General features: G+C 62.4%; 22 protein-coding genes and 2 pseudogenes. 12 read left to right on the forward strand and 12 right to left on the reverse strand.

Annotated elements, in window-relative coordinates:
- The first annotated feature begins 16 nt into the window (after positions 1-16).
- Positions 17-748 carry a helix-turn-helix transcriptional regulator gene (locus CAF53_RS20425; protein ID WP_157801319.1) on the forward strand — a complete coding sequence of 244 codons (732 nt, stop codon included), beginning with the start codon at positions 17-19 and terminating at the stop codon, positions 746-748.
- Positions 749-842: 94 nt separating this feature from the next.
- Here CAF53_RS20425 and CAF53_RS20430 read toward each other — a convergent pair whose 3' ends face one another.
- From CAF53_RS20430 to CAF53_RS20445, 4 genes are all read right to left on the reverse strand, one after another.
- Complete coding sequence (locus CAF53_RS20430; RefSeq protein ID WP_100239401.1) at positions 843-2,495, reverse strand: fatty acid--CoA ligase; 1,653 nt, start codon at positions 2,493-2,495, stop codon at positions 843-845.
- A gap of 69 nt (positions 2,496-2,564) precedes the next feature.
- Positions 2,565-3,536: a VOC family protein gene (locus tag CAF53_RS20435; RefSeq protein ID WP_100239402.1), complete on the reverse strand. Its 972-nt coding sequence runs from the start codon at positions 3,534-3,536 to the stop codon at positions 2,565-2,567.
- Positions 3,533-4,528: a fumarylacetoacetate hydrolase family protein gene (locus tag CAF53_RS20440; protein WP_100239403.1), complete on the reverse strand. Its 996-nt coding sequence runs from the start codon at positions 4,526-4,528 to the stop codon at positions 3,533-3,535. The genes CAF53_RS20435 and CAF53_RS20440 overlap by 4 nt, the downstream gene beginning before the upstream one ends.
- Before the next feature lie 12 nt (positions 4,529-4,540).
- Positions 4,541-6,043 carry a bifunctional 3-(3-hydroxy-phenyl)propionate/3-hydroxycinnamic acid hydroxylase gene (locus CAF53_RS20445; protein WP_100239404.1) on the reverse strand — a complete coding sequence of 501 codons (1,503 nt, stop codon included), beginning with the start codon at positions 6,041-6,043 and terminating at the stop codon, positions 4,541-4,543.
- A 458-nt stretch (positions 6,044-6,501) separates the two neighbouring features.
- Here CAF53_RS20445 and CAF53_RS20450 point away from each other — a divergent pair, with 458 nt between their 5' ends.
- Entirely contained in the window at positions 6,502-8,280 is a 1,779-nt protein-coding gene (locus CAF53_RS20450) for a tetratricopeptide repeat protein (protein WP_100239587.1), read from the forward strand.
- Positions 8,281-8,441: 161 nt separating this feature from the next.
- Positions 8,442-8,609, forward strand: a complete 168-nt coding sequence (locus CAF53_RS27600; RefSeq protein ID WP_197707499.1) for a DUF6771 family protein — start codon at positions 8,442-8,444, stop codon at positions 8,607-8,609.
- Positions 8,610-8,779: 170 nt separating this feature from the next.
- On the opposite strand, the gene CAF53_RS20455 is transcribed toward CAF53_RS27600, so the two are convergent.
- Positions 8,780-9,649 carry an MBL fold metallo-hydrolase gene (locus CAF53_RS20455; RefSeq protein WP_046764347.1) on the reverse strand — a complete coding sequence of 290 codons (870 nt, stop codon included), beginning with the start codon at positions 9,647-9,649 and terminating at the stop codon, positions 8,780-8,782.
- Between the two features lie 69 nt (positions 9,650-9,718).
- Here CAF53_RS20455 and CAF53_RS20460 point away from each other — a divergent pair.
- Positions 9,719-9,832 (forward strand): annotated as a pseudogene (locus CAF53_RS20460) (transcriptional regulator); the annotation flags it as partial.
- Between the two features lie 133 nt (positions 9,833-9,965).
- Here CAF53_RS20460 and CAF53_RS20465 read toward each other — a convergent pair.
- On the reverse strand, positions 9,966-11,048 hold the full coding sequence (locus CAF53_RS20465; RefSeq protein ID WP_100238210.1) for an IS5-like element ISSsp126 family transposase: 1,083 nt from the start codon (positions 11,046-11,048) through the stop codon (positions 9,966-9,968).
- Between the two features lie 73 nt (positions 11,049-11,121).
- Between CAF53_RS20465 and CAF53_RS20470 the strand changes: the two are divergent.
- From CAF53_RS20470 to CAF53_RS20480, 3 genes and pseudogenes are all read left to right on the forward strand, one after another.
- Positions 11,122-11,331, forward strand: a pseudogene (locus tag CAF53_RS20470) (helix-turn-helix domain-containing protein); the annotation flags it as partial.
- Between the two features lie 4 nt (positions 11,332-11,335).
- Positions 11,336-11,854, forward strand: a complete 519-nt coding sequence (locus tag CAF53_RS20475; protein ID WP_100239405.1) for a rhodanese family protein — start codon at positions 11,336-11,338, stop codon at positions 11,852-11,854.
- Positions 11,855-11,861: 7 nt separating this feature from the next.
- The gene (locus CAF53_RS20480; RefSeq protein WP_100239406.1) at positions 11,862-12,644 is read left to right on the forward strand and encodes a sulfite exporter TauE/SafE family protein; all 783 of its coding nucleotides are present in this window, start codon (positions 11,862-11,864) and stop codon (positions 12,642-12,644) included.
- Positions 12,645-12,761: 117 nt separating this feature from the next.
- Here the strand turns inward: CAF53_RS20480 and arsH are convergent, their stop codons facing one another.
- Genes arsH through CAF53_RS20500 form a run of 4 tightly spaced genes read right to left on the reverse strand, consistent with a single transcriptional unit; the run spans position 12,762 to position 15,307 of the window.
- Positions 12,762-13,511 (reverse strand): arsenical resistance protein ArsH, encoded by a 750-nt coding sequence (gene arsH / locus CAF53_RS20485; protein WP_100239407.1) that lies wholly within the window; start codon positions 13,509-13,511, stop codon positions 12,762-12,764.
- Positions 13,508-14,539, reverse strand: coding sequence for an ACR3 family arsenite efflux transporter (gene arsB, locus CAF53_RS20490; protein WP_197707500.1), 1,032 nt, complete (start codon positions 14,537-14,539; stop codon positions 13,508-13,510). Before arsB ends, arsH begins: the two co-directional genes overlap by 4 nt.
- 1 nt (position 14,540) lies before the next feature.
- Positions 14,541-14,966 carry an arsenate reductase (glutaredoxin) gene (gene arsC / locus CAF53_RS20495; protein WP_100239408.1) on the reverse strand — a complete coding sequence of 142 codons (426 nt, stop codon included), beginning with the start codon at positions 14,964-14,966 and terminating at the stop codon, positions 14,541-14,543.
- 11 nt (positions 14,967-14,977) lie between these two features.
- Positions 14,978-15,307, reverse strand: coding sequence for a metalloregulator ArsR/SmtB family transcription factor (locus CAF53_RS20500; RefSeq protein ID WP_046764354.1), 330 nt, complete (start codon positions 15,305-15,307; stop codon positions 14,978-14,980).
- Between the two features lie 56 nt (positions 15,308-15,363).
- Here CAF53_RS20500 and CAF53_RS27605 point away from each other — a divergent pair, with 56 nt between their 5' ends.
- Genes CAF53_RS27605 through CAF53_RS20515 form a run of 4 tightly spaced genes read left to right on the forward strand, consistent with a single transcriptional unit; the run spans position 15,364 to position 17,768 of the window.
- Positions 15,364-15,696, forward strand: a complete 333-nt coding sequence (locus CAF53_RS27605) for a hypothetical protein (protein WP_197707501.1) — start codon at positions 15,364-15,366, stop codon at positions 15,694-15,696.
- A 17-nt stretch (positions 15,697-15,713) separates the two neighbouring features.
- Positions 15,714-15,911: an acyl-CoA dehydrogenase family protein gene (locus tag CAF53_RS27610; RefSeq protein WP_052757453.1), complete on the forward strand. Its 198-nt coding sequence runs from the start codon at positions 15,714-15,716 to the stop codon at positions 15,909-15,911.
- A gap of 16 nt (positions 15,912-15,927) precedes the next feature.
- A complete protein-coding gene (locus CAF53_RS20510) occupies positions 15,928-16,830 on the forward strand; it encodes an MBL fold metallo-hydrolase (protein WP_100239409.1) in 903 nt (300 codons plus the stop codon).
- Positions 16,815-17,768 carry an MBL fold metallo-hydrolase gene (locus CAF53_RS20515; protein ID WP_100239410.1) on the forward strand — a complete coding sequence of 318 codons (954 nt, stop codon included), beginning with the start codon at positions 16,815-16,817 and terminating at the stop codon, positions 17,766-17,768. The genes CAF53_RS20510 and CAF53_RS20515 overlap by 16 nt, the downstream gene beginning before the upstream one ends.
- 340 nt (positions 17,769-18,108) lie before the next feature.
- On the opposite strand, the gene CAF53_RS20520 is transcribed toward CAF53_RS20515, so the two are convergent.
- Complete coding sequence (locus tag CAF53_RS20520) at positions 18,109-19,530, reverse strand: GAF domain-containing protein (RefSeq protein WP_242443562.1); 1,422 nt, start codon at positions 19,528-19,530, stop codon at positions 18,109-18,111.
- Positions 19,458-19,943: a pyridoxamine 5'-phosphate oxidase gene (locus CAF53_RS27615; protein WP_046764358.1), complete on the reverse strand. Its 486-nt coding sequence runs from the start codon at positions 19,941-19,943 to the stop codon at positions 19,458-19,460. Before CAF53_RS27615 ends, CAF53_RS20520 begins: the two co-directional genes overlap by 73 nt.
- A 138-nt stretch (positions 19,944-20,081) precedes the next feature.
- On the opposite strand from CAF53_RS27615, the gene CAF53_RS20530 reads away from it, so the two are divergent.
- Positions 20,082-20,939, forward strand: coding sequence for an arylamine N-acetyltransferase (locus CAF53_RS20530; RefSeq protein ID WP_242443541.1), 858 nt, complete (start codon positions 20,082-20,084; stop codon positions 20,937-20,939).
- Positions 20,940-21,731: the final 792 nt, after the last annotated feature.

Below are 21,731 nucleotides of genomic sequence, written 5' to 3' on the forward strand. Positions count from 1 at the left end.
TTCCTTTGATGGAAGTTTGCTCGATTCCGTATCGAAGTGCATTTCTTCGATAGGTCGTGACGCGTTCACCGAATTCTTCCTCGAATTCGTGTTGCAGGTCGGTGCCGCGCAGGTCACGGCCTTCAGCTATGAAGCGGACATGGCCAACTGCCTGCTCAGCCGGAATTTCCTCTCCGAGGAGAGGGGCGGCACCTTGGCCGCTGCCTATGTCGACGGGTGGTTTCGGGAAGACCCGCTGTTCAAGCGCGCCAGAGCCATGGAAGATGGCGAATGCGCCGTCGTCAGGCTGGAGTCGCTCCTGCCCGAACTGGACGAGAAATATGTATCCATGTTCTTCGGCGCACCCGGCTTTCGAACCAAGACGGCGATCCTCCTGGCGCAGGACTCGCGCCGGATGATCCTGAACCTCTATCTTGCCCGCGATCCCAGTTCGGTTTCGTCGATCGCGCTCGATAGCATTCCGACGGAATTATACCAACTGATCGGCAGAATGCTGGCAACCCATTTCGCGCGGTTGAAGCCGCCAGAATTTCCCTTGCCACTCGCGGTTCTGTCCGAACGGGAAAGGCAGGTTTGCCTCGGCATGCTCGCCGGCCGGAAAGCCGAGGCAATCGCGGAAAATATCGGGGTAAGCGCCAACAGCGTGGTGACATATCGGCAAAGGGCTTATCAGAAGCTCGGCATATCCTCGCGAGGGCAGCTCTTCTCGATCTGCCGTATCCAGGAAGGTGGCGCCTTTTCGGCCTAGCAGGATCGTAGCCGCGGCCCGCTTCCTGCCATGATATCCAGGCTTGTGCGCGGGCGAATGAGCCTGCTCTCAAGGGTCAGCTTCTTAACTCCGGTCAGGACGATGCCCCCTCGGCATGACGGGCGCGCAGGCGTTTCTTGTCGATCTTCCCGACGCTGGTCCGCGGGAGCTGATCCACCACCTCGAACCGGTCGAGCCTGGCATAGCGCGTGATAAGCCCTTGGGAAATGGCGTAATCGACCGGGGCGTTGATGCTGTCGAGCGTCGGGATGGTGCCAGGCGTGGGCACCACCACGGCCAGCGGACGCTCGCCCCATTTTGCATCGGGCACTGCAATCACGGCGGCCTCGGCGATGCCTTCGCCTGTTGCGACAATTTCCTCCAACTGAAGGGAATCGACCCATTCACCGCCGGTCTTGACCACATCCTTCAACCGGTCCCGGATCTGCACCTGTCCCACAGAGTCGATGGTGGCGATATCCTGCGTGTGCATCCAGCCGCCCCGCCACAAAGCAGCCGTTGCCGTCTGGTCTCCGGTGTAAAGCGGGGTCAGCCAGGGAGATCGCAAAACGACCTCCCCGCGTGTCCGCCCGTCAGGGGGCACCGGGTTCATGTCTTCATCGACGATCCGCACCTCGACAAGCGGCGCCGATACGCCCGCCAGGGTCAATGCGTCGGGCACGCCCGCCTCACCCACATCGGCGGGCGGTCCGCGCCGTCCGGCGGCTGCCACGACCGGACAGGTTTCCGACATGCCATAGGCCGCGCCGAGCAACATGCCATGGGCGTGCCCCCTGGCAAGCAGGTTCCTGGTCAATGCCGATCCGCCGATCGTTACCTTCCAACCCGCCAGATCAGCGCCTTGGTCTTCCGCGGCATTGAGCACCATCTCGAGCACGGTGGGAACACAGTGGGAATAGCTGATCCTGTGAATCTCGCGGAGCGCGCAGATCGTCTGCGGCTCATAGCGTCCAGGATAGACCTGTTTCAGGCCAAGCATCGTCGCAATATAGGGGAAACCCCACGCATGGACATGGAACATCGGCGTCAGCGGCATGTAGACATCGCCCACGCCGATCCACGGGGCAGCGTCCGAAGCGCCGAACGGCGCGCTTATCGCCAGCGTATGCAGGACAAGCTGCCTGTGGGTGAAACAGACGCCCTTGGGATTGCCGGTCGTGCCGCTGGTGTAAAATGTCGTGGCGACGGCATTCTCGTCGAAATCCTCGAAGGGATAATCGGGTGATGATGCCGCCGACATTGCCTCATATTCGCCGACCGCCCAGGCCGGCACGGCGTCAAATCCGTTGTCCATGATCGCGACGATCGCCTTGACCTGGGGCAGCAAGGGCAGGAGCGCCTCGACGATGGGGAAAAAGTCGCGATGGACGAGGAGGATTTCAGCCTCGGCATGCTGCAACGTATAGGCGATCTGCGGCTGCGGCAGCCTGATGTTCACGGTCTGGAGCACTGCGCCCATCATCGGCACGGCGAAATAAGCCTCCAGATAACGGTGGCTGTCCCAATCCATGACCGCCACCGTCATGCCCGGCTTCGCACCGACGGCTTCGAGGAGCGACGCAAGGCGCCCGACGCGGCCGACAAATTCGCGGTAGCTGAGGTCGACCTGATCGCGATAGAGGATGCGCTGGTCTCCCGCTTTGGTCAGCACACCGTCGAGGAGGTGCCGGATCGTGAGGGGGACGCGATAATATTCAGCGGCAGGCTCGACAAAACGCAATGGCATCTCCCTACTCCCGGTCGCGCTGGGGCGATGCGGTGCAAACGCGGCGCTCTTTGACTTGCACTATTGCGATCACGGCAGGGTGTGTCCGGCGGCAGACGCAACCCTCAGGGAGGCACGCATGCCGTGCCTTGCCGCCTCCAGCCGCAGCCGCCGCGCCTCGGCTTTCATCTCGTCCGACAGCCAGTCGCGATCATGCCCCCACAGGCTCGGGCCGCATCGCATCTCGCTCGGTTGCCATCGATCCGGATCGATATCCCGGCCGCCCCAGCCATATTCGATCAGAAACCGGGACGGCGTTCGCATGTAGAAGGACGTCATATGATCGTTCGAGTGCCGCCCCAGCGTGGCGGCGACACGGCCCGGTTCGATCTGCGCCAGATCATAGCCCTGGCCGACGTCGTCGAAGCCGTCCAGTTCGACCATCAGATGGTGCATCCCGGCATGGCCGTTCTCGATCATCGCGAGACTGTGATGGCGGGTGTTGACGTGAAAGAAGAAGGCCTTGAAAGGCGCGAGCGTATAGTCGCTCAGCCGGAAGCCGAGCAGATCGCGATAATAAGGCAGCAATGGCTCGATCCGGCTGACGTTGAGGACCGCGTGCCCCATACCCAGCGAGCCAGTCCGGAAGCCTTCTATCGGTCGCCCCGGCACAAAGTCTGTGTTGGCGAGCGCCCGGCCATGGAAGAATTCGAGCACGTTCCCTTCCGGATCGGTCGTCGTGAAGCCGTCCGCCACTCCTCGATCTTCACAGAGCGCCGGCGGCATGGCGGAAACAGCCCTGCCGTGCGCCTCCAGCCGCGCCGCAAGTGATTGTAGCGCCTGCGCGTCGCGCACCTCCCAGCCATAATAGTCGACACCCTCGCCGGCCGCTTCGCGCACAGCCAGTCGGTGGGTTGCCTGATCCATACGCAGGCCGATCCGGCCGCCGGACAGCGGCAGCACCTGCATGCCGAGCAGATGGGTGCCGAACTGCCGCCAATCGTCCAGCGAAGCCGTGCGCGCGCCGATATAGCCCAGTCCGATGATCTCGCCGCCGGTCATCCCGCTGGCTCGTAGCGGACGACCGTTTGTTCTATCGTGCCGAAAATGCTGGCGCCCGCGACATCGGTCATGTCGATCTTCACCCGGTCGCCGAAACGCAGGAATTGGGTCTCCGGTTTGCCGCTATCGATGGTTTCCAGCATCCGGACTTCGGCCAGGCAGGACGATCCGACCGCCCGGTCCCGATTGGATACCGTGCCCGAACCGACGATCGTGCCCGCGCCCAGTTCCCGGCTCTTCGCCGCGTGGGCGATGAGTGCGGCAAAGTCGAAGTTCATGTCGTGGCCGCCATTGGGTTCGCCCAACCAGCGGTCGTTCACCCAGCTTCTGAGCGGCAATGCGAGTTTGCGCCCGTCCCACGCGTCGCCCAGTTCATCGGGCGTGACCGCCACCGCGGCGAAAGCCGTCGCGGGTTTCGACTGGAAGAAGCCGAACCCCTTGGCCAGTTCACCGGGGATGAGATTGCGCAGGCTGACATCGTTGAGGATCGTGACCAGAAGGATATGCCGGGCCGCCTCGTCCGCGCTGACGCCCATGGGAACATCATCGGTGATGACCGCGATTTCGGCTTCCAGATCGATCCCCCAGGCTTCGTCGGCGATCAGTATCGGATCACGCGGACCCGCCATGCGATCGCCGCCACCCTGATAGATGAGCGGATCATGATAGAGCGACTGGGGCATTTCGGCGTTACGCGCCCGCCGCACCAGTTCGGCGTGCGAGAGATAGGCCGATCCGTCGCACCATTGATAGGCGCGCGGAAGCGGCGCGGCCGCCGCGGCTGGATCGAAATCGAAGGCATCTTCGAGCGTTCCCGCCTCGAGCGCCTCGGCCCGCGAACGCAGCAGGGCTTCCGTTCGGCTCCAGTCGTCCAGCGCCTGTTGCAACGTGGCTGCAATATCGGGGACACGCACGGCGTGGCGCAAGTCGCGGCTGACGATCACCAGATTGCCGTCGCGTGACGAGGGGGAGCGCAATGTTGCCAGTTTCATTCTACTTCTCCGTCATTCCTTGATGCGCGCCGGCCGCGACGAAAGCAGCGCTGCGATTGCAGGCGTCGCCAGCACGGCGTTCAATTCGGGACCGCTGTTTGCGGTCGCGAGAATATATCGGTCCGGCCGCAATAATGCCGCGCGTATGCCAAGACGCGACAGCTCTTCCTCGATCCCCGGCGCTTCGCGCGGGGAGATGACTTGCAGACCCGGAACCGAACCAATCTCTCGAGCAAGTTCGGCATCCGCGACCAGCGCCATGGCATAGCCGACCGCATCGTCCATCCGGACTCCGTCGCGCAGACTGGGTTGTCCGAATATGCGCCCTCTATGCGGGCCAGCGCCGGGGCCAGGGCCGAGTTCGGAAACCAGGCTCTTCATTCTCCCCCCGCCCTCTCCAGAGGCCTGCGCCATCCGCAGCGCCGCGCCGGGATCGCTGGCGTTTATCAGGCCGCCCAACCCGACCGCCGTGGTGATATATTTTGTCACATTGGGTTTACGCTCCGACTGATAGCTGTCGAGCAGCTCGTCGTCGGCCTTGCCTCCGATCGCGAGCACGAGTTTCCAGGCAAGATTGGCGACATCGCGAATCCCGGCGCACATTCCCTGTCCCATGAAAGGGGGCGTCTGGTGAGCGGCATCACCCGCGATCCAGAGCCGCCCCCGCCGCCACCGCTCCGCCACCAGCGAATGGAAGCTATAGGCCGCCACGCGCTCGATTTCCGCCTCGTCCGGCTTGATCCAGCGCGACAGCAAGGTCCAGATGCGGTCGGGCCGGCCGATCGAATAGTCCTGCTCATCCGGGAGCAACCTGATTTCCCAGCGCCGCCGGTTTCCCGGCTGCCGTGCATAGGTCATCGACCGCTGCGGGTGGCAGTACTGAATTGAATGATCGCCAAGGTCAGGCCTGTCGCTGTTCAGCAGGACATCGACGACCAGCCATCTTTCGTGAAAGCCGTGGTCCTCCATCCCGGAGCCGATGAAGCGGCGGAGCAGGGAGCGCGCGCCATCGCACCCGACGACCTGGGCACCCCACGCCTCGATGATCTGCCCGGTCGCCATGTCCTCGTATCGGACAAGGGCTTCGTCTCCCCGGTCCTCGACCAGGAACGCCTCGCATCGCCGACGCAGTTTCACGTTGGAATATTTCAAGATTTCGTCGTTCAGTACCGCTTCCAAGGTCGGCTGATGGAAGCGGTAGCTCGCATGCCATCCATGCTGGCCGATATCCTGCGGCCGCGACCAGTCGAGCAGCAGGTTCCCGTCCGGATCGACAAAGCGCATGCCGACATTGACCCGCGCTTCCGCCGCCACGGCATCCGCAACCCCGATCGTCTGGAAGACGCGCATCACCTCATCGTCGAAGTGCACCGCGCGCGGGACATTGTAGATACCGCCATCGCGTTCCAGAACCAGCACGCTAAGGCCGGACAGTCCCAGCAGATGGGCAAGCGCAGCGCCGCTCGGTCCAAAGCCGATGATGATGACATCGAATTTCTGCCTTGTATCAAGCATGGGTAGCTCATCTCGATCTTTGCCGGATTGCATGTCGGCGTCCGCAACGGGCCAGCCGGTCCGCAATCACGCGGTCGGCCGCCTCTCGATGGAACTGGCAGATTGCGCGATGATCGTCTGTCCTCAATAAGAGGGGACAGGCCGCTCTAAGCTACGACAAGGGCGCCGAACCGAGGCAAACGACGCCTTCCCCGCCATAGATTCCCCCCTCCCACCCGGATATCCGGTCGCCATGCTTGAATTCTGCCAGCCGACATGAGGGAAAGTCACAGTTCCAGCCGTTCACCGCAGACACTGGCATTCCCTGCATGTCAGGGTCAGATGGACTGGGCGTTGCCCAGCCGCGACACGCCATCGCTGAATGTGGACGAGTTCAAGAAGAAGTCGCGCTGAAGAATCGGCAGGAATTATGATATGTAACGCGACCATCGACTGGCTCTGAATTGCAGGAGATGGCGATGAAGAGGATTGTGCATTCGCTTTCCCTCGCCTTGGCGGCGGGCATGCTGTTGAGTGTCACACCGGCCCCGCAGCAGCCATACTCATCCGGGCTGCTCGCCCTCCTCGACCCCACCACTATGGCGCGCGGCCTTTGCGGCGGCAGGGAGAGAGCCAGCGGATCGATGCGCTCCATGCTTTCCACGGCGGCGGCGCTTGTTCCATCGGCCCCCGATGCCCGCACGCCGCTCTATGACGATATGGGGAAAGTCCACTTTCCCATCACGACGGCCAATCCGATCGTGCAGCGCTATTTCGACCAGGGGCTGGCAATGGCCTACGGCTTCAATCATGCAGGCGCGATCGCGTCGTTCCGCGAAGCGCAGCGGCTCGATCCCGGCTGCGCCATGTGCTTCTGGGGCGAAGCGCTGGCCCATGGTCCCAATATCAATGCACCGATGGACCCCGCCACCAATGCGCGGGCCGTCGGCCTGGCGCGCTATGCCGAATGGCTCGCGCGCAAGGCGACGCCTGCCGAACAGGTGCTGACGGCGGCAATGATGAAACGCTATTCGGCCGATCCGAACGTGGATCGCGCCGCGCTCGATGCCGCCTATGCCGACGCCATGCTGGCAGCGGCAACGGCTGAGCCGGCCAATGACGACATCGCGCTGCTTGCTGCGGAAGCGGCGATGAACACGCGGCCATGGGATTATTGGCTGGCTGACGGGCGCACGCCCCAGCCGCGGCTGGGGGAAGCGGTCGGGCTGGTCGAGGCGGTGTTTGCGCGGAACCCCGATCATCCGCAGGCGGCGCATCTCTACATTCATCTGATGGAGAATGGGCCCGACCCCAAGCGTGCTGAAGCCGCAGCCGACCGGCTCGCAACACCGCTCGCGCCGCAGGCGGCTCATCTGGTCCATATGCCGGCGCATATCTATTATCGCGTCGGCCGCTGGAAGGATTCCATGCGCGTCAATATCGCCGCCGCGCGCGCCGACGAGGAATGGATCAGGGCAAGCGGGGACAGGGGGCTGGTCCGCTACGGCTATTATCCGCACAATGTCCACTTCATCGTCACCTCGGCGCAGATGGCCGGCGACATGGCGACCGCCATTCGCGAGGCTGGGCGGCTGGATCAGATACTCGACCCGTCCACCAGCGCGAAGATCGCGTGGGTCCAGGCGATCCACGCAGCGCCCTATTTCGCGGCGGCGCAATTCGCGGCACCCAGGCAGATCCTCGCCATGCGGGCGCCCGATGCGCGGCTGCCTTATGCCAACGCCATGCGCCACTATGCCCGCGCGCTGGCCTATGCCCAGCAGCGGAACCGGGCAGGATTCGACCAGGAGATGACGAAGCTGCGCGCGCTGCGTCTGGGCGATGGCGTGCAGCCGATGATCGACCAGGGCGTTCCCGCGCGCGATCTCATCCAGCTTGCGGAAACGGTGGCGCGGGCCCGCTGGGCTTATGCCAATCGCCGCTATGGCGATGCGGAGAAGCTCTTTCGCGAGGCCATCCTGATCGAGGACAAGCTTCCCTATATGGAACCGCCCTACTGGTATTATCCGGTCCATCAATCGCTGGGAGGCGTGCTGTATCGCCAGCGCCGTTACGACGAAGCCCTGACCGCATTCACCGCCGCCCTGGCGCGCTCGCCCAATAACGGCTGGGCGCTCTATGGCGTGGCTTCAGCGCAGCGGGCGTTGGGGCGCGCGGTGCATGCCGCCGCCGCCGAGGCTGCCTTGCAGAAGGCCTGGGCGGGTGATCCGAACTGGCTGAGGATGGATCGTTTATAGTGCAGGTTTGCAGCGATTTGTGACGTTTTGCGGTAGTCGCCGACCGGCACTGGGTCTCGATTTCCCGAAAAGACCGGCATCGATACGATCGAAGTCCGGTAGCGGTTGACCGCCTGCGCCTTTTGCTTGCCAATCCTGCGGCAATCAGCATAGCGCAACGAATGAGCGCAACCCTTTTACAGACCATCCTCAACGTGCTGGAGCACGCACCTGCATGGATCCGCCATGACCTTGCAGGCAAAGACAATGCTGCTCGTGCCCGGGCGGAGGAAACCCTCGCGGCCATGATCGAAGCGGCGATCAAGGAAAGCGACAGCGCCCGATTGTGAACGGGTCCCGCTCCCTCGGCCAGCCCTTACCCGGAATCGAGGCGCGTCTCTCCGGCGAAGATGAGCAACCCATCACCCAAAGGGCCAACCGGCAAGATTCGCGTCAAAGGGTCCTATGTCTTCCTTGAAAAGGATGGAGAAACGGCACTGCCCCTTCCCGTTCCCGAACTTCAATTCCGCTTCCACTTCACGGGGATGCGCAGATAGGTGACGCCGTTCGCGTCCGCCTCGTCGAAGCGCCCTGCGCGGATGTTGACCTGGATCGAGGGCAGCAGCAGCTTGGGCACTGACAGCCCCGCATCACGCTGCTCGCGCATCGCCACGAAATCGTCTTCGCTCACGCCGTCATGGACGTGGACGCTCGACCGGCGCTGTTCACCTACCGTCGTTTCCCACCGATACTCATTGCGGCCCGGCGCCTTGTAGTCGTGGCATAGGAACAGCCGCGTCGCGTCGGGTAGCGCCAGCAAGCGGCGGATCGAGCGGTAGAGCGTGCGTGCATCCCCGCCGGGGAAGTCGGCGCGCGCCGTGCCGTAATCAGGCATGAACAGCGTGTCCCCGACGAACGCCACCTCGCCGATGCGATAGGCAATGTCGGCGGGCGTGTGACCAGGGACATGCAGTACCTCAACCTCCAGCGTACCGATTGCAAAGCGGTCGCCATCCTCGAACAGGCGATCGAAGTCCGATCCGTCCGTCTTCAGATCGTCCATCGCAAAGACGGGACGGAAGATTTTCTGCACGTCGCGGATATGCGCGCCGATCCCGATCCAGGCGCCGCTATGCGCCTTGATGAAGGGAGCGGCCGACAGGTGATCGGCATGGGCGTGCGTTTCGAGCACCATCGCGATCCGCCAGTCGTTATCGCGCGCGCAATCAAGAATCCGCTCGGCCGAACGTGTATCGGCGATGCCGCTCGCCATGTCGAAGTCCAGCACCGGATCGATCACTGCCGCAATCCGTGTCGCGGGGTCACCCACAAGGTAGCTGATCGTATTGGTCGGCGCGTCAAAAAACGCCTCGATGAAAGGCTGCGTCATAAACATCCTCCATTAGCTATTGCCAATATATTAGATATTACTATATTAGCAATAGCTAATGGAGTGGTGATGATGAACAAGCCGCCGATGGACCTGGCGACATTCGAGGCAAAAGCCGAACAGGTGGCCGACACGCTGAAGGCGATCGGCAACGTGCGCCGGCTGATGCTGTTGTGCAAGCTGGACACCTCGAAAAACCGGGTGATTTTGGTCTGATGGCGTAGGAAGGGGCACGCGGCGCTGATGAAAGGCACCGCTTCGGCGGCATTGGCGGGGTGATCGCCGTGTCGGCGGAGTTCTGGGCGCCAATTCCATGTCATGCAGGCGCAGCTCTGCCCTCGATCCAGGCGAGACGCTGGAAATTATAGACCAGGTTGGCCATGCCGATCTTGATCCTGGCGCGAGCGATGCCGATGGTGCGGACGACGAGGCCCATGCGGTGTTTCTGCCCGGCAAAGACATGCTCCACGGCGGCGCGGACCTTTGAGCGCCTTGCATTGGCCCTGGCTATCCGTTCGGGCAGCGGCCGCTTGGGCAGGCGCTTCTGGTGGATATTGCTGGTGAACATGCCCCTGGCGAGAAACGCCTCGTTCTTCTTGGATCGATAGGCGGTATCGGCCCAAACGCCTGAGGCGGTGTTCTCCTTGCTGATCAGATCGGGCAGTCGCGCGCCATCATGGGCATTGGCGGCGCTCGCATCCCAGGTGCGGATCAGTCCGTGGACCCGATCGATGCCGATATGGTTTTTATAGCCGAACATCGGGATGGCCAGATCGACCGGCTTTGTCGCCTTAGGATCGTCGCCTTCCCTGACCTTGGCTTTGGTATATTTGATCGACCAGCGCGCATCGCGGTCTTTCTGTCGGGTCTTGGCGGGGTTCCAGTCCTGAGGGATCCGGCCTTCCTTGATCGCCGCCTTCTCCTCCTGAGTATTGCGTTGCTTGGGCGCGGGCACGACGGTAGCGTCGATGATCTGCCCGCCCATGGCCAGATAGCCCCGATCCTTGAGAGCGGTATCGAAGCGCACGAACAGCCGGTCGATTGCTTTGGCCTTCACAAGCCGTTCGCGGAACAGCCAGACCGTGGTGGCATCGGGCACGGTGCCTTCCAGGCCAACGCCCAGGAAGCGCTGAAACGAAAGCCGGTCCTTGATCTGGAACTCGGTCGCCTCGTCGGACAGCGAATACAATGCCTGTAGAACCAGGATTTTGAACATCAGCACCGGATCGAACGGCGGTCGTCCGCCCTTGTTACGAGGGCCGCGTCGCAGCGCGGCCACCAGCGGTCCCCGGAATAGCTCGAAGTCCACCACGGCGGACAACCGTTCCAGGGGATCGCCCGCCGCGCTCAGCGCCTCGTATCGGTCCGAAAGATCAAAGAAACCCGGCTGTACTGCCATCTCTGCCTCCGCTGTCGCGTACGCGCAGTGAATCACCTCAAGCCGTCAGACGCCACCGGTTTTTCGAGGTGTCCAGCTGGTCGAACATGGCGAAGTGACGGTCGGCGACCTAGCACGCGATGTCGGCTTGTCGCAGTCGGCCTGTTCGCAGCACCTGGCCAAGATGCGCGACGAAGGCCTCGTCACCTATCGGCGGGAAAGCCAGACGCTTTGGTATGCCATTGCGGACGTCCGTGTCGAGACCCTCCTCGCCACCCTCTACACGCTCTATTGCAAGGATTGATGCGATGACGATTCCGACGCTTTCCCCGGCCAGCACCCGTGCCGCGATCGACACCGGTGCGCGGCTGATCGACATTCGCAGTCCGGATGAACATGCGCGGGAGCGCATCCCGGGCGCGATCAACGTGCCGCTCGACCGGATCTGCGATCTGCCGTGCGATGGGCGCCCGGTGGTGTTCCACTGCAAGTCCGGGATGCGCACCGCCGCCAACGCGGCGCAGCTTGGCGAGGCTGCGGGCGATGCCCCGGCCTATATTCTCGCCGGCGGCATCGACGCGTGGCGCCGGGAGGGACAGCCCACCGTGACCGATCGGTCGCAGCCGCTGGAGATCATGCGGCAGGTCCAGATCACGGCCGGCGCACTGGTGCTGACCGGTGTGCTGCTGGGGCTGTTCGTCGCGCCGGGCTTTTTCGGCCTGTCGGCGTTCGTCGGCGCAGGCCTGATGTTCGCAGGCGTGACGGGGTGGTGCGGTATGGCCAACCTGTTGCGGGTGATGCCTTGGAACCGGCGCACCGCGGTCTGAGGCGATCATGGATACCGCCACCATCCTTGCCACGCTCGCATCCGGCGGCGTGATCGGTCTGATCCTTGGCCTGGTCGGCGGGGGTGGATCGATCCTCGCGGTGCCGCTGCTGGTCTATGTCGTCGGCATCGGATCGCCGCATGCCGCAATCGGTACGGCGGCGGTCGCGGTCACGGCCAATGCGCTCGCCAGCCTGATCGGTCATGCGCGGGCCGGGCGGGTCAAGTGGCGATGCGCGGGCGTGTTCGCGGTATCGGGGATGACAGGCGCCGCACTGGGGGCCGAGCTTGGCAAGGCGGTCGACGGCCGGCGGCTCCTGGTGCTGTTCGGGCTGCTGATGATCGGGGTCGGCCTGTCGATGCTGCGCAAGCGTCGCACGGCGGAAGCGCCCGATGTGCGCTTGACGCGGGACAGTGCCGCCATCCTGTTGCCGCGACTGGTTCCGATCGGGCTGGGCGTTGGTCTGGCCGCCGGCTTTTTCGGGATCGGAGGCGGGTTCCTGATTGTGCCGGGATTGATCCTCGCAACGGCAATGCCGCTGCCCTTCGCCATCGGCACGTCGCTTGTTGTCGTCAGTGCGCTGGGGCTGACTACGGCGACCTCCTATGCCATGTCCGGGCTGGTCGACTGGGGGGTGACGGCGCTGCTGGTGGCGGGCGGGGTCGGCGGGACAATCGCAGGCATTGCGCTAGGCAAGAAGCTTGGCACCAGCAAGGGATTGCTGGAGCGCGGATTTGCCGCCGTGGTGATCGGAGTGGGCGGATACGTCATCGCGTCGTCAGGAAGCTGAATGTTGGAAATGAGGTGATGCAACTGCCGACGTTGCGCGCTGTCGGCAACGGACTGGGAGCACCGCTACCCGGTGAAGCGACCGGATTGGGTCGATTCCCCAAATCGCCCGATACACTCAGGCCCCATCGTTCAGCGCGGCCCTTGCCCGATCCGCTGCCGGGTCGATCCTGATGCCGGCTGCCTTACGCTCGGAATATCGATCGACAAGCTGCCCTGAATGAGTTCGCATCAGCACGGTGATCCGGACCAGTTCTTCCATCACGTCGACGATGCGGTCATAATAGCTGGAGGGCTTCATGCGGCCCGCTTCGTCAAACTCCCTGTAGGCCATGGCGACGGACGACTGGTTCGGGATGGTGAACATGCGCATCCAGCGCCCGAGCAGGCGGAGCGTGTTGACCGCGTTGAACGACTGCGAGCCGCCAGACACCTGCATGACCGCCAGCGTTCGTCCCTGCGTCGGGCGCATGCCCTTCATTTCCAGCGGCAGGTGATCGATCTGCGCTTTCATGATGCCGGTGATCTGGCCGTGCCGTTCGGGGCTGCACCACACCTGCCCTTCCGACCACATCGATAGCTCGCGCAGTTCATGCACGGCCGAATGATCGTCGCCCGCGACCTGATCAGGCAGCGGCAGATCCGAGGGATCGAATATGCGGGTTTCCGCCCCGAAGAAGCGCAGCAGGCGCGCCGCTTCCTCTACCGCGAAGCGCGAAAAGGATCGTTCGCGCAGCGAGCCGTAGAGCAGCAGGATGCGCGGTGGGGGCTGATCGTCGCCAAAGCCCAGCGCCGGGCGCGCGAGTGCATATTCAGGATCGAGCGCGGGGAGATGGTCGGGGTCGGGCAGCGGGCGGACACGGCTCACGAAAAGAGACTCCTTTCATACCATGGGCGGCTGCGCTTCACGATCGCGACCACGGAGAGCATCACCGGCACCTCGACCAGCACGCCGACGACCGTCGCAAGCGCCGCTCCGGAGTTGAGGCCGAAGAGCGAGATGGCCGCCGCGACGGCGAGTTCGAAGAAGTTGGAAGCGCCGATCAGTGCGGCGGGCGCGGCAACGCACCAGGCGACACCCAGTCGGCGCGACAGCCAATAGGCAATGCCGGCATTGAGATAGACCTGGATCAGGATGGGCACGGCGATGAGGGCGATGACGATCGGCTGCGTTACGATCTGCCCGCCCTGAAAGCCGAAGAGCAGGACCAGCGTGGCCAGCAGCGCCACGAGCGAGACCGGCCCGAGACCGGCGAGAAGCCGATCCACCGCGGCCTGGCCACCCGAGGCGAGAAGCGTCCGGCGAATGGCCTGCGCCACGATGACCGGCACCACGATGTACAGCCCGACCGAAAGCAGCAGCGTGTCCCATGGCACGGTGACGGAAGCCACGCCCAGCAGCAGGGCAACCAGGGGCGCGAACAGGAAGACCATCAGCAGGTCGTTCAGGGCAACCTGACTGAGCGTGTAGTTCGGCTCGCCGTCGCACAGGTTCGACCAGACGAAAACCATGGCCGTGCAGGGTGCGGCGGCCAGCAGGATCAGGCCGGCGATATAGGACTGGATCTGATCGGCCGGCAGCAACGGCGCGAAGAGCCAGCCGAGAAAGAGCGTGCCCAGCGCAGCCATCGAGAATGGCTTGACGCCCCAGTTGACGAACAGCGTCACGCCCACGCCTCGCCAGTGCCGGCGAACCGAACCGAGCGCGCCGAAATCGATCTTCAGCAGCATGGGCACGATCATCAGCCAGATGAGCGCGGCCACGACGAGGTTCACCTGTGCCATTTCGGCTGATGCGATCGCGGCGAAGGCGCCGGGGACGGCCTGCCCGAGAAGGATCCCGACAAGAATGCAGAGCCCGACCCAGAGCGAGAGATAGCGTTCGAAAGTCCCCATGTCAGCGCACGCGCCGTCCGGCCGCATCTATCACCAATTCGCCATCTTCCTTGGCGAAGGGCCCACGCTGCGCATCGGGCAGAATGTCGAGCACGGTCTCGGACGGGCGGCACAACCGAACGCCGAGCGGCGTGGCCACCAATGGGCGGTTGATGAGGATCGGATGCGCCATCATGGCGTCCAGAAGCGCATCATCGCTCAGGCTGGCATCGCCAAGGCCCAGTTCGGCAAAGGGCGTCCCCTTCTCGCGGAGCAAGGCGCGCGGCGTAAGGCCCGCACGCTCGATCATCTCGGCGAGCAGCGCCCGCGTCGGCGGGCATTTCAGATATTCGATGATATGCGGCTCGATGCCTGCATTGCGGATGAGCGCAAGCGTGTTGCGCGACGTCCCACAGCCAGGATTATGATAGATCACGATAACGTTCATGCCCCGATCCTTCAACAGCAAGTGAGTTCGGCGAGCAACGGCTCGCACAGTTCGGCGCGCCCCTGACAGCAGTCCTTTGCCAGGAAGAGCATCAGTTCGCGCAACGTGTCGATATTGGCGCGCTGGATCTGCTGGCGCCCCCGCTTTTCCGAGACGACCAACCCGGCCTTCGCCATGACCGCCAGTTGGGTGGAGAAGGTACTCTGGCTGAGATCGCTCGCCTCAACGAGTTGCCCGGTCGACAGCCCTTCGGGCTCGCATTGGATGAGGAGGCGGTACGTCGCCAGTCGCGTGGGGTGCGAAAGAGCCGCCAGGACGGTGAGCGCGGTGTCGAACTTCATCCATCGGAGATAACCGATATGATGGTCGCGCGTCAATGATTCATCGGAAATATACGATGTTTTTTGGCGGATTGACGACTGACGGCCCGGACCTGTTTTCGACTAACGGAGGAACGCCGCTGCATGGGCTTACAACGGTTGTCGCCGTGACCGATCCCGACAAAGGGCCGCGCGGGCTATCCACTTTCGTCGTGCCGGTGGGTACGCCTGGCTTCTCGATCGGTTCCCACGGTAGGAAGATCGGCTGGCGCATCGCCGATTCGGTCGAATTGTTTTTCGACAATTGCCACGTGCCGGCATCGGCCATGGTCGGCCAGCGCGGCGAAGGCCTCAGGCAGATCCTGACGACGCTTAGTATCGGGCGGATGCGGATCGGCCCTTCCGGGTAGACAGTTCCGCCGCCAAATTGTTCGCCAGCGAATTGGCCGGACGCGCCGCCGACATGGCCGTCCAGGTCCACGGCGGCTATGGGATTTTCGAGGAATATCCCGTGTCCGGCTTGTTGGGTGAAGCCAAGGTTCTTGCCATGGTGGAGGGAACTTCCGAGGTTCAGCGCAGTATTATCGCACGCGAACGGCTCAACGACCATTCGGCATATTTCTAAAATGAGGAGATAGGCGATGGAAGAGCCTACTAGCTTCGACACATATCGTCTCGGTGACATCACCGTCACCCGGATACCTGAATTATCCCTTGAGGATTTTCCGGCCGCGGTCGTCATCCCCGAATGGGATTCGGATATCCTCGTCCGCCATCCGGACTGGATCACCCCCGGTTCGATGGATCCGGCCCGGAAGAACCTGTACATGCAAGTGCATAGCTGGCTGGTCCGAACGCCACGCTGGACGATCCTGATCGACACCGGGGTAGGCAACGACAAACCGCGCCCCTTCACTCCCGGCTTCGACCGTCTCAGCACGCCGTTCCTCGAACGCTTGGCGAAAGCCGGCGCCCAGCCCGAGGACATCGATTATGTGCTGATGACTCATCTGCACGTGGATCACGTGGGATGGAACACGCGTCTGGAAGGCGGCCGCTGGGTGCCGACCTTCCCCAACGCGCGCTATCTGTTCTCAGGCCGGGAACTGCAATATTTCACCGATGAGCGTCATCATAATGATCGCAACAAGACCAGCTTCATCGTCCAGCGTGACAGCGTGCTTCCGCTGGTAGACGCCGGGGTTGCCGAACTGATCGAGGTCGACGGCTCGGAGGTGCTGGAAGGTTTCGCCTTCCAGCCTACGCCGGGCCACAGCATCGATCATGCATCGATCACGGTCACTTCACGCGGCGAGACGGCGATCTTTCCGGGCGATACGCTGCATCACCCTATTCAGATATTCAAGCCCGAGTGGAATTCGATGTTCGATGCGTTCGAGGATGAAGCCAGGACGGCGCGCAAATGGGTGCTCGATTATGCGGCAAATGAGAATGCGCGCCTGTTCAGCACCCATTTCCCGGAAAGCGCGGTCGGCGAGGTCCGACGCAGGGGCGACGGAGGTTTTGAATGGCAGTTCGTTTGACCGCCTTGCTGGCAGCGGCGGGGCTTTCGCTGCTAGGCACGGCCGCCTCGGCCGAGAACGGACGGCAGATCGGCTATTACCGGGTCACGCTGGGCGATATGCGCATCACTGTCATTTCCGACGGCACGGCGTTTCGCGACACAGTAAAATTGGTGACCAGGCTGGATGCGAAGCTGGTGGCGAAGATGCTGCACGATGCCTATCGTGAACAGCCGACCGAATTGTCGATCAACGCCTTCCTGATCGAGACAGGCGGCAAGCGGATTCTGATCGACACGGGAGCGGGCGACCTGTTCAAGCCGCGGGATGGCGGGCGGCTGATCGAGAATTTGAAAGCTGCAGGCTTCTCACCTGATGATATCGACGCGGTTCTGATCACCCACATCCACGCCGATCATACCGGCGGGCTGATGTTCGATGGCAAAAAGGTCTTCACCAGATCAAAAATCTACATACCCGAAGCTGACTATGCTTTCTGGATGGACGAAGACGCGGCAAAAAGGGCGGTCGAACCCCTGAAACATGTCTATGATCAGGCGCGCACATGCATTGGACCCTATATTCCGACTGGGCAGATCAGGACATTCGCATGGGGCGAGCAGTTATTCCCCGGCATCACCGCGCTCAAGGGCGCGGGCCACACGCCGGGCCACAGCTATTTCGCGTTGGAAAGCGCGGGGCAGAAGATGCTGATGGTCGGCGATACCGTGCATGTTGCAGAGGTCCAGTTCGCCCGGCCCGATGCGTCGGTCCAGTTTGACGTTGATCAGAAGGCGGCGGCAGAGCAACGCAAGGCGCTATTCGATGACGCGGCACGGCGGGGCTATTGGCTCGCCTTTGATCATGTTTCCTTCCCCGGTATCGGTCATGTCCGGGCGGACGGGGACGGCTATGCATGGATACCGATCCCTTATGGAGTCAATGACCCGAAACGCTGATTCGAAGGACGGATTCTATCAAAGCAAAATGCACCGGATGTCAGGAGTAGAGCGTGCCCCAGGGTGGGGCAAATGGGACCATAATGATTGGCCGTCACTCTGCCGCCGAAGGAGGGACATCTGCTGGTCGTTCAGTCGTACAGGTCGCTCATCTTCAGTCTCCTCGCGGAGGCTGATTCCGATCCGCCTCCTCACATCCATAAGTTCTGACCCTGATCCTTCCCTCGGTCGACGCCACTAGAGCGATTTCCAGTCAGATGGCATCATCTGACGGTTAAGAAATCGCGGCAAATAAAAGACTTAGAGCGGCCGATCTGATTCAATCAGATCGGAATTCGCTCTAGTCGTGCCTCATTTCCACCGAAGCAAGATCGGGCACGAGCAACCGCAATTGACCCCGGCCGGTCTTGGCCAATCTGAGGGGGGTCTCCTTTTCGTCGAGACGCCGGCGAAGAAGGAGTAGTCGCGTTTCCAGATTGTCCTTGAAATCCGGCATCCGGGCAGCCAGCGCGAGACGCAGCTCGCGATTGGAAAAGTCGATGCGTCTTTGATCCCTGTGCCATTCGAGCATTTGCCTGAGAATCGCGCCGGCAATGCCCTTCACAACATAGGCGTCATCGACGAACACGCTGTCGTCGAAACGGTGGTGAACCACCCGGATCACGTCGGAATCGGTGGCGCAAGGCGTCGCGACAGCGTGATCCGGGGCCGGTTCCTGCCGCGCGGACGCCGCCAAACTCTCGGCCCCACGCATCGCGCGTGCTGCACTCGCGGCGAGCATTTCGAGCGCCGCCTCCTCGTCGGCTCCGAACGCGGCGGGACGCTCGCTTTCCGTCAGTAACACCGCGACGACTTCATTATTGGTCAGGAGAGGTATCGCAATCTGGCTCCGCGCGCCGTCGAAGCTCGGTCTGGTGATATTGCGGGATCGGTCTTCATCGCCGCCATCGGTCGCCTTGATGGCATCGCCGAAGCGGCGGAACCGGCTCATGTCGCTTACCTTGGCGATCTTGCCGGACGATACAGCGAGACCGATAAGCCCCTCGTTCGATGCGACTTCGGATCCGATGCCAGAGTTGTCGTAGCCCAAGCTGCCGATCGTGATCAGGCTGCCGCCGGTCGTATCGGGAGCTAGGATCTGGGCGTGCCGGCAATCCAGAAGGCGCCGAACATTCTGCAGCAGTTGCTCGATTACCGCGCCCATATCCTCCTGCCGCTCGATGCTGCGCACTGCCGCCGCAAGCGCGGTCAGGCCGATGATGGGCTTTCCGGTCTCGGAACGGGTGGGGACGAGCGGCGAAGGGATCATGCCGATCGCCTCCACGCGGAACATGTCCGCGCTTTTCAGCTTCATGACGTTCGCCATGCCGATCTGCGCGCTGCTTGCGGCCAGATGGCGCGCAATCCCTTCGAACAAGGGCCCGGAATCAAGCGAGCGCACGAAGCGGACGTCGAGCAGATACTCTTCCCCGGTGAAGCAATCGACGAGGATCAGCGTCACCAGCGGATTGGCGCGAATGTTCGCCGCGGTCTTGGCAAAAAACTGGTTGGACAAGGCGACGTGATCGTCGTCCACCCGCACCACATGCGAAAGATACGAGACGTTGGGTGTTCCATCGGCGGCGGCGGTCGCAATGATCGAGGGAATGACCCCGTCGAAGCAGGCCGAGAGGTCGGCGAGGCGGAGGGTCATAGCGTCGGCGCACCATTCGCAGCGTCGGCACGCATTCCAGCGTGCGGCCCGGGCGTCTGGACATAGCATTCCGCGACGGCGAGCATGGCCACACGCGCGTCGCGCGTCGTCATCCATTGCGGTATGATGCCCCGCGGCACGCCCAGCGCGGAGAGCGAAGCCGTCGCGTCCGCAATGAATGTTTCGGCTCGGGCCAAGTCTGCCGGGCCGGCTTCGCGCAGGTGCGTCCGGCCCTTGAACTGGTACGTGACGTAGTCGCACGGACTGACGAAGGTGGCGGCGAGCTTTCCGGTCTGCGCGACGGCGTTGGCAAGGGCAGAATAGTGCCAGGCCGACAGGATGATGCCGAGGGTCTCGCGATCGTCGCTCACCATGACTCCGATCCCACGCCCGGCAGCCGGACGACCGCTCGCATCGCTGCCGGCCAGGATGCACATCAACGGCCGGTGCAGAAATGCCACGATGGTATCGTCAAGCATCATCCGGCCTACTCCCTTCCGTTTCAGTCGCGCTTTAATATTCTTTTAGGAAACCGCCAACCTTTGCTCATCCTTTTAGGAAGCCAAGGACGCGGCATTTTTCTACATCCCTGTCATCGAGATGACCGGAGGATGAATATCGTGGCCCTTTCCCTTCCCGATCCGCACGCCGCCGCCCGCGGCTTCGCTTTGACCGAAACGCAGCTTAAGACCTATCTTGCCAGGATCGGCGTCGACGGTCCGGTGACGATAGACCGTGAAGGCCTGACCCGGCTTCACCGCGCGCATCTCCTCACGGTCACCTGGGAAGCGATCGACTGCTTCATGGGCTGGCCGGTATCGCTCGACCCTGCTGCGGCGCATGCCAAGATCGTCCACGGCGGTCGCGGAGGCTGGTGTTTCGAGATGAACGGCCTGTTCGGGGCCGCCCTACAGGCCCTCGGCTTTCAGGTGATGCGGCTGGCCGGTTGCGTCGATCTGCCCAAACTCGGAAGCGCGGCGATCGGCAATCACCTCACGCTGCGCGTGGATCTGGAACGCCCCTATCTCGCGGAGGTGGGTGTCGCCGATGCACTGATCGATCCGGTGCCGATGGCACTTGGTGAAATCGAGCAGCGCGGTTTCGCCTTCCGCATCGACCTTGCCGAAGCCGGCTGGCTGCGCCTGCACAACCACGAACAGGGGATTGCGGGGACAATCGACCTGAAGCCCGATTATTGTGACGAAGCGGCCCTGCAACGGTCGATGGAGTGGCTTGTACATGACGTCGGCTCGCCTTTCAGAAATGCGCTTGCCGTTTTCCGGCATGTCGAGGATGGCTACTTCGCCCTGCAGAACGATGTGCTTCGGCGCGTCACTCCCGGCGGCGCCGAGAAAACCGTCGTCAGCGACGCCGATCATCTCGCCGAGCTGTTCGACACGGTCTTCGCCCTGAACGTGCCGCAAGTGCCGCAGATCTGGGACAAAGTCGTCGACGCGCGTCAGCGCTCGGTCGCGTGATCCACTTTTGCAGCAATGCAGAAAGGTCGTGAAACGCCTTCCTGCTATGCGACCCGAACGTCCAATTTTGGGGCGCGCCGCTGTCGTTGGCGCCACGGGGGCCTTGCCGCGGTCATGACACGGCCGCTATCTGGAGACCGGAAACACGTCGCTGAACAACGAAGAAGGGGCGACAGGGGCTCAATGACTGCGGTTTGCGCGACGGTTACGGCGGTCGCCGTCGCCCGCGAGCGCGCGACATTTGTCTGGCATTGGTCGGGAGGTGCCGATCAGGGCCTGGAGACCCCGCTATCGGCAAGGCTGGAGGCGGCGGAGCGCCGCCCACACCATCACGACGATCCTTATTCGAGGGCGGGCATTATGTCCAATGTTCATCGCCGTTTTCTTGAGATATCACAAAATAGAATCCGACCTTGAAGACGATAATATCAATAGATATTTTTCTTATTAACGGGACATATTAAAATAATGAATTTTATTCCCATTGTTTTGATAACATTCAAGATTGTTGTACTCGGTACTGGTATGTTGTTCGCCATCAAGTGGCATTACGATCAGGATAAAAAGACACAGAAGGGTGAAGTGTTAATCACTGTTAGCAAGATAACTGCTATCTTATTGCTATCGCTCCTGGGCCTGCTGTTCGTCACATTCACCCTTGCCAGGATGCTCGGCCTGGACTTGACATTGCCACGATAGAAGACGTCCTTTGCAAGGAATGAGGAAATTTTCAATTTAATTTCCGGTATATATTTATAATTACTCGATGATAGGGGCCTGAAAGCCTGATCG

This window comes from Sphingobium sp. LB126 (assembly GCF_002795205.1).
In the GTDB taxonomy this organism is placed as follows: Bacteria; Pseudomonadota; Alphaproteobacteria; order Sphingomonadales; family Sphingomonadaceae; genus Sphingobium; species Sphingobium chungbukense.

What these genes read in the sequence shown, in the direction of transcription:
- arsB (WP_197707500.1), bottom strand. Translation starts at nt 14,539, where the DNA reads ATGGGGACTTTCGAACGCTATCTCTCGCTCTGGGTCGGGCTCTGCATT.
- CAF53_RS20475 (WP_100239405.1), top strand. Translation starts at nt 11,336, where the DNA reads ATGACGATTCCGACGCTTTCCCCGGCCAGCACCCGTGCCGCGATCGAC.
- CAF53_RS20430 (WP_100239401.1), bottom strand. Translation starts at nt 2,495, where the DNA reads ATGCCATTGCGTTTTGTCGAGCCTGCCGCTGAATATTATCGCGTCCCC.
- CAF53_RS20450 (WP_100239587.1), top strand. Translation starts at nt 6,502, where the DNA reads ATGAAGAGGATTGTGCATTCGCTTTCCCTCGCCTTGGCGGCGGGCATG.
- CAF53_RS27615 (WP_046764358.1), bottom strand. Translation starts at nt 19,943, where the DNA reads ATGATGCTTGACGATACCATCGTGGCATTTCTGCACCGGCCGTTGATG.
- CAF53_RS20520 (WP_242443562.1), bottom strand. Translation starts at nt 19,530, where the DNA reads ATGCTATGTCCAGACGCCCGGGCCGCACGCTGGAATGCGTGCCGACGC.
- CAF53_RS20445 (WP_100239404.1), bottom strand. Translation starts at nt 6,043, where the DNA reads ATGCTTGATACAAGGCAGAAATTCGATGTCATCATCATCGGCTTTGGA.
- arsC (WP_100239408.1), bottom strand. Translation starts at nt 14,966, where the DNA reads ATGAACGTTATCGTGATCTATCATAATCCTGGCTGTGGGACGTCGCGC.
- CAF53_RS27605 (WP_197707501.1), top strand. Translation starts at nt 15,364, where the DNA reads ATGTTTTTTGGCGGATTGACGACTGACGGCCCGGACCTGTTTTCGACT.
- CAF53_RS20510 (WP_100239409.1), top strand. Translation starts at nt 15,928, where the DNA reads ATGGAAGAGCCTACTAGCTTCGACACATATCGTCTCGGTGACATCACC.
- CAF53_RS20480 (WP_100239406.1), top strand. Translation starts at nt 11,862, where the DNA reads ATGGATACCGCCACCATCCTTGCCACGCTCGCATCCGGCGGCGTGATC.
- CAF53_RS20465 (WP_100238210.1), bottom strand. Translation starts at nt 11,048, where the DNA reads ATGGCAGTACAGCCGGGTTTCTTTGATCTTTCGGACCGATACGAGGCG.
- CAF53_RS20440 (WP_100239403.1), bottom strand. Translation starts at nt 4,528, where the DNA reads ATGAAACTGGCAACATTGCGCTCCCCCTCGTCACGCGACGGCAATCTG.
- CAF53_RS20515 (WP_100239410.1), top strand. Translation starts at nt 16,815, where the DNA reads ATGGCAGTTCGTTTGACCGCCTTGCTGGCAGCGGCGGGGCTTTCGCTG.
- CAF53_RS20455 (WP_046764347.1), bottom strand. Translation starts at nt 9,649, where the DNA reads ATGACGCAGCCTTTCATCGAGGCGTTTTTTGACGCGCCGACCAATACG.
- CAF53_RS20500 (WP_046764354.1), bottom strand. Translation starts at nt 15,307, where the DNA reads ATGAAGTTCGACACCGCGCTCACCGTCCTGGCGGCTCTTTCGCACCCC.
- CAF53_RS27600 (WP_197707499.1), top strand. Translation starts at nt 8,442, where the DNA reads ATGAGCGCAACCCTTTTACAGACCATCCTCAACGTGCTGGAGCACGCA.
- CAF53_RS20435 (WP_100239402.1), bottom strand. Translation starts at nt 3,536, where the DNA reads ATGACCGGCGGCGAGATCATCGGACTGGGCTATATCGGCGCGCGCACG.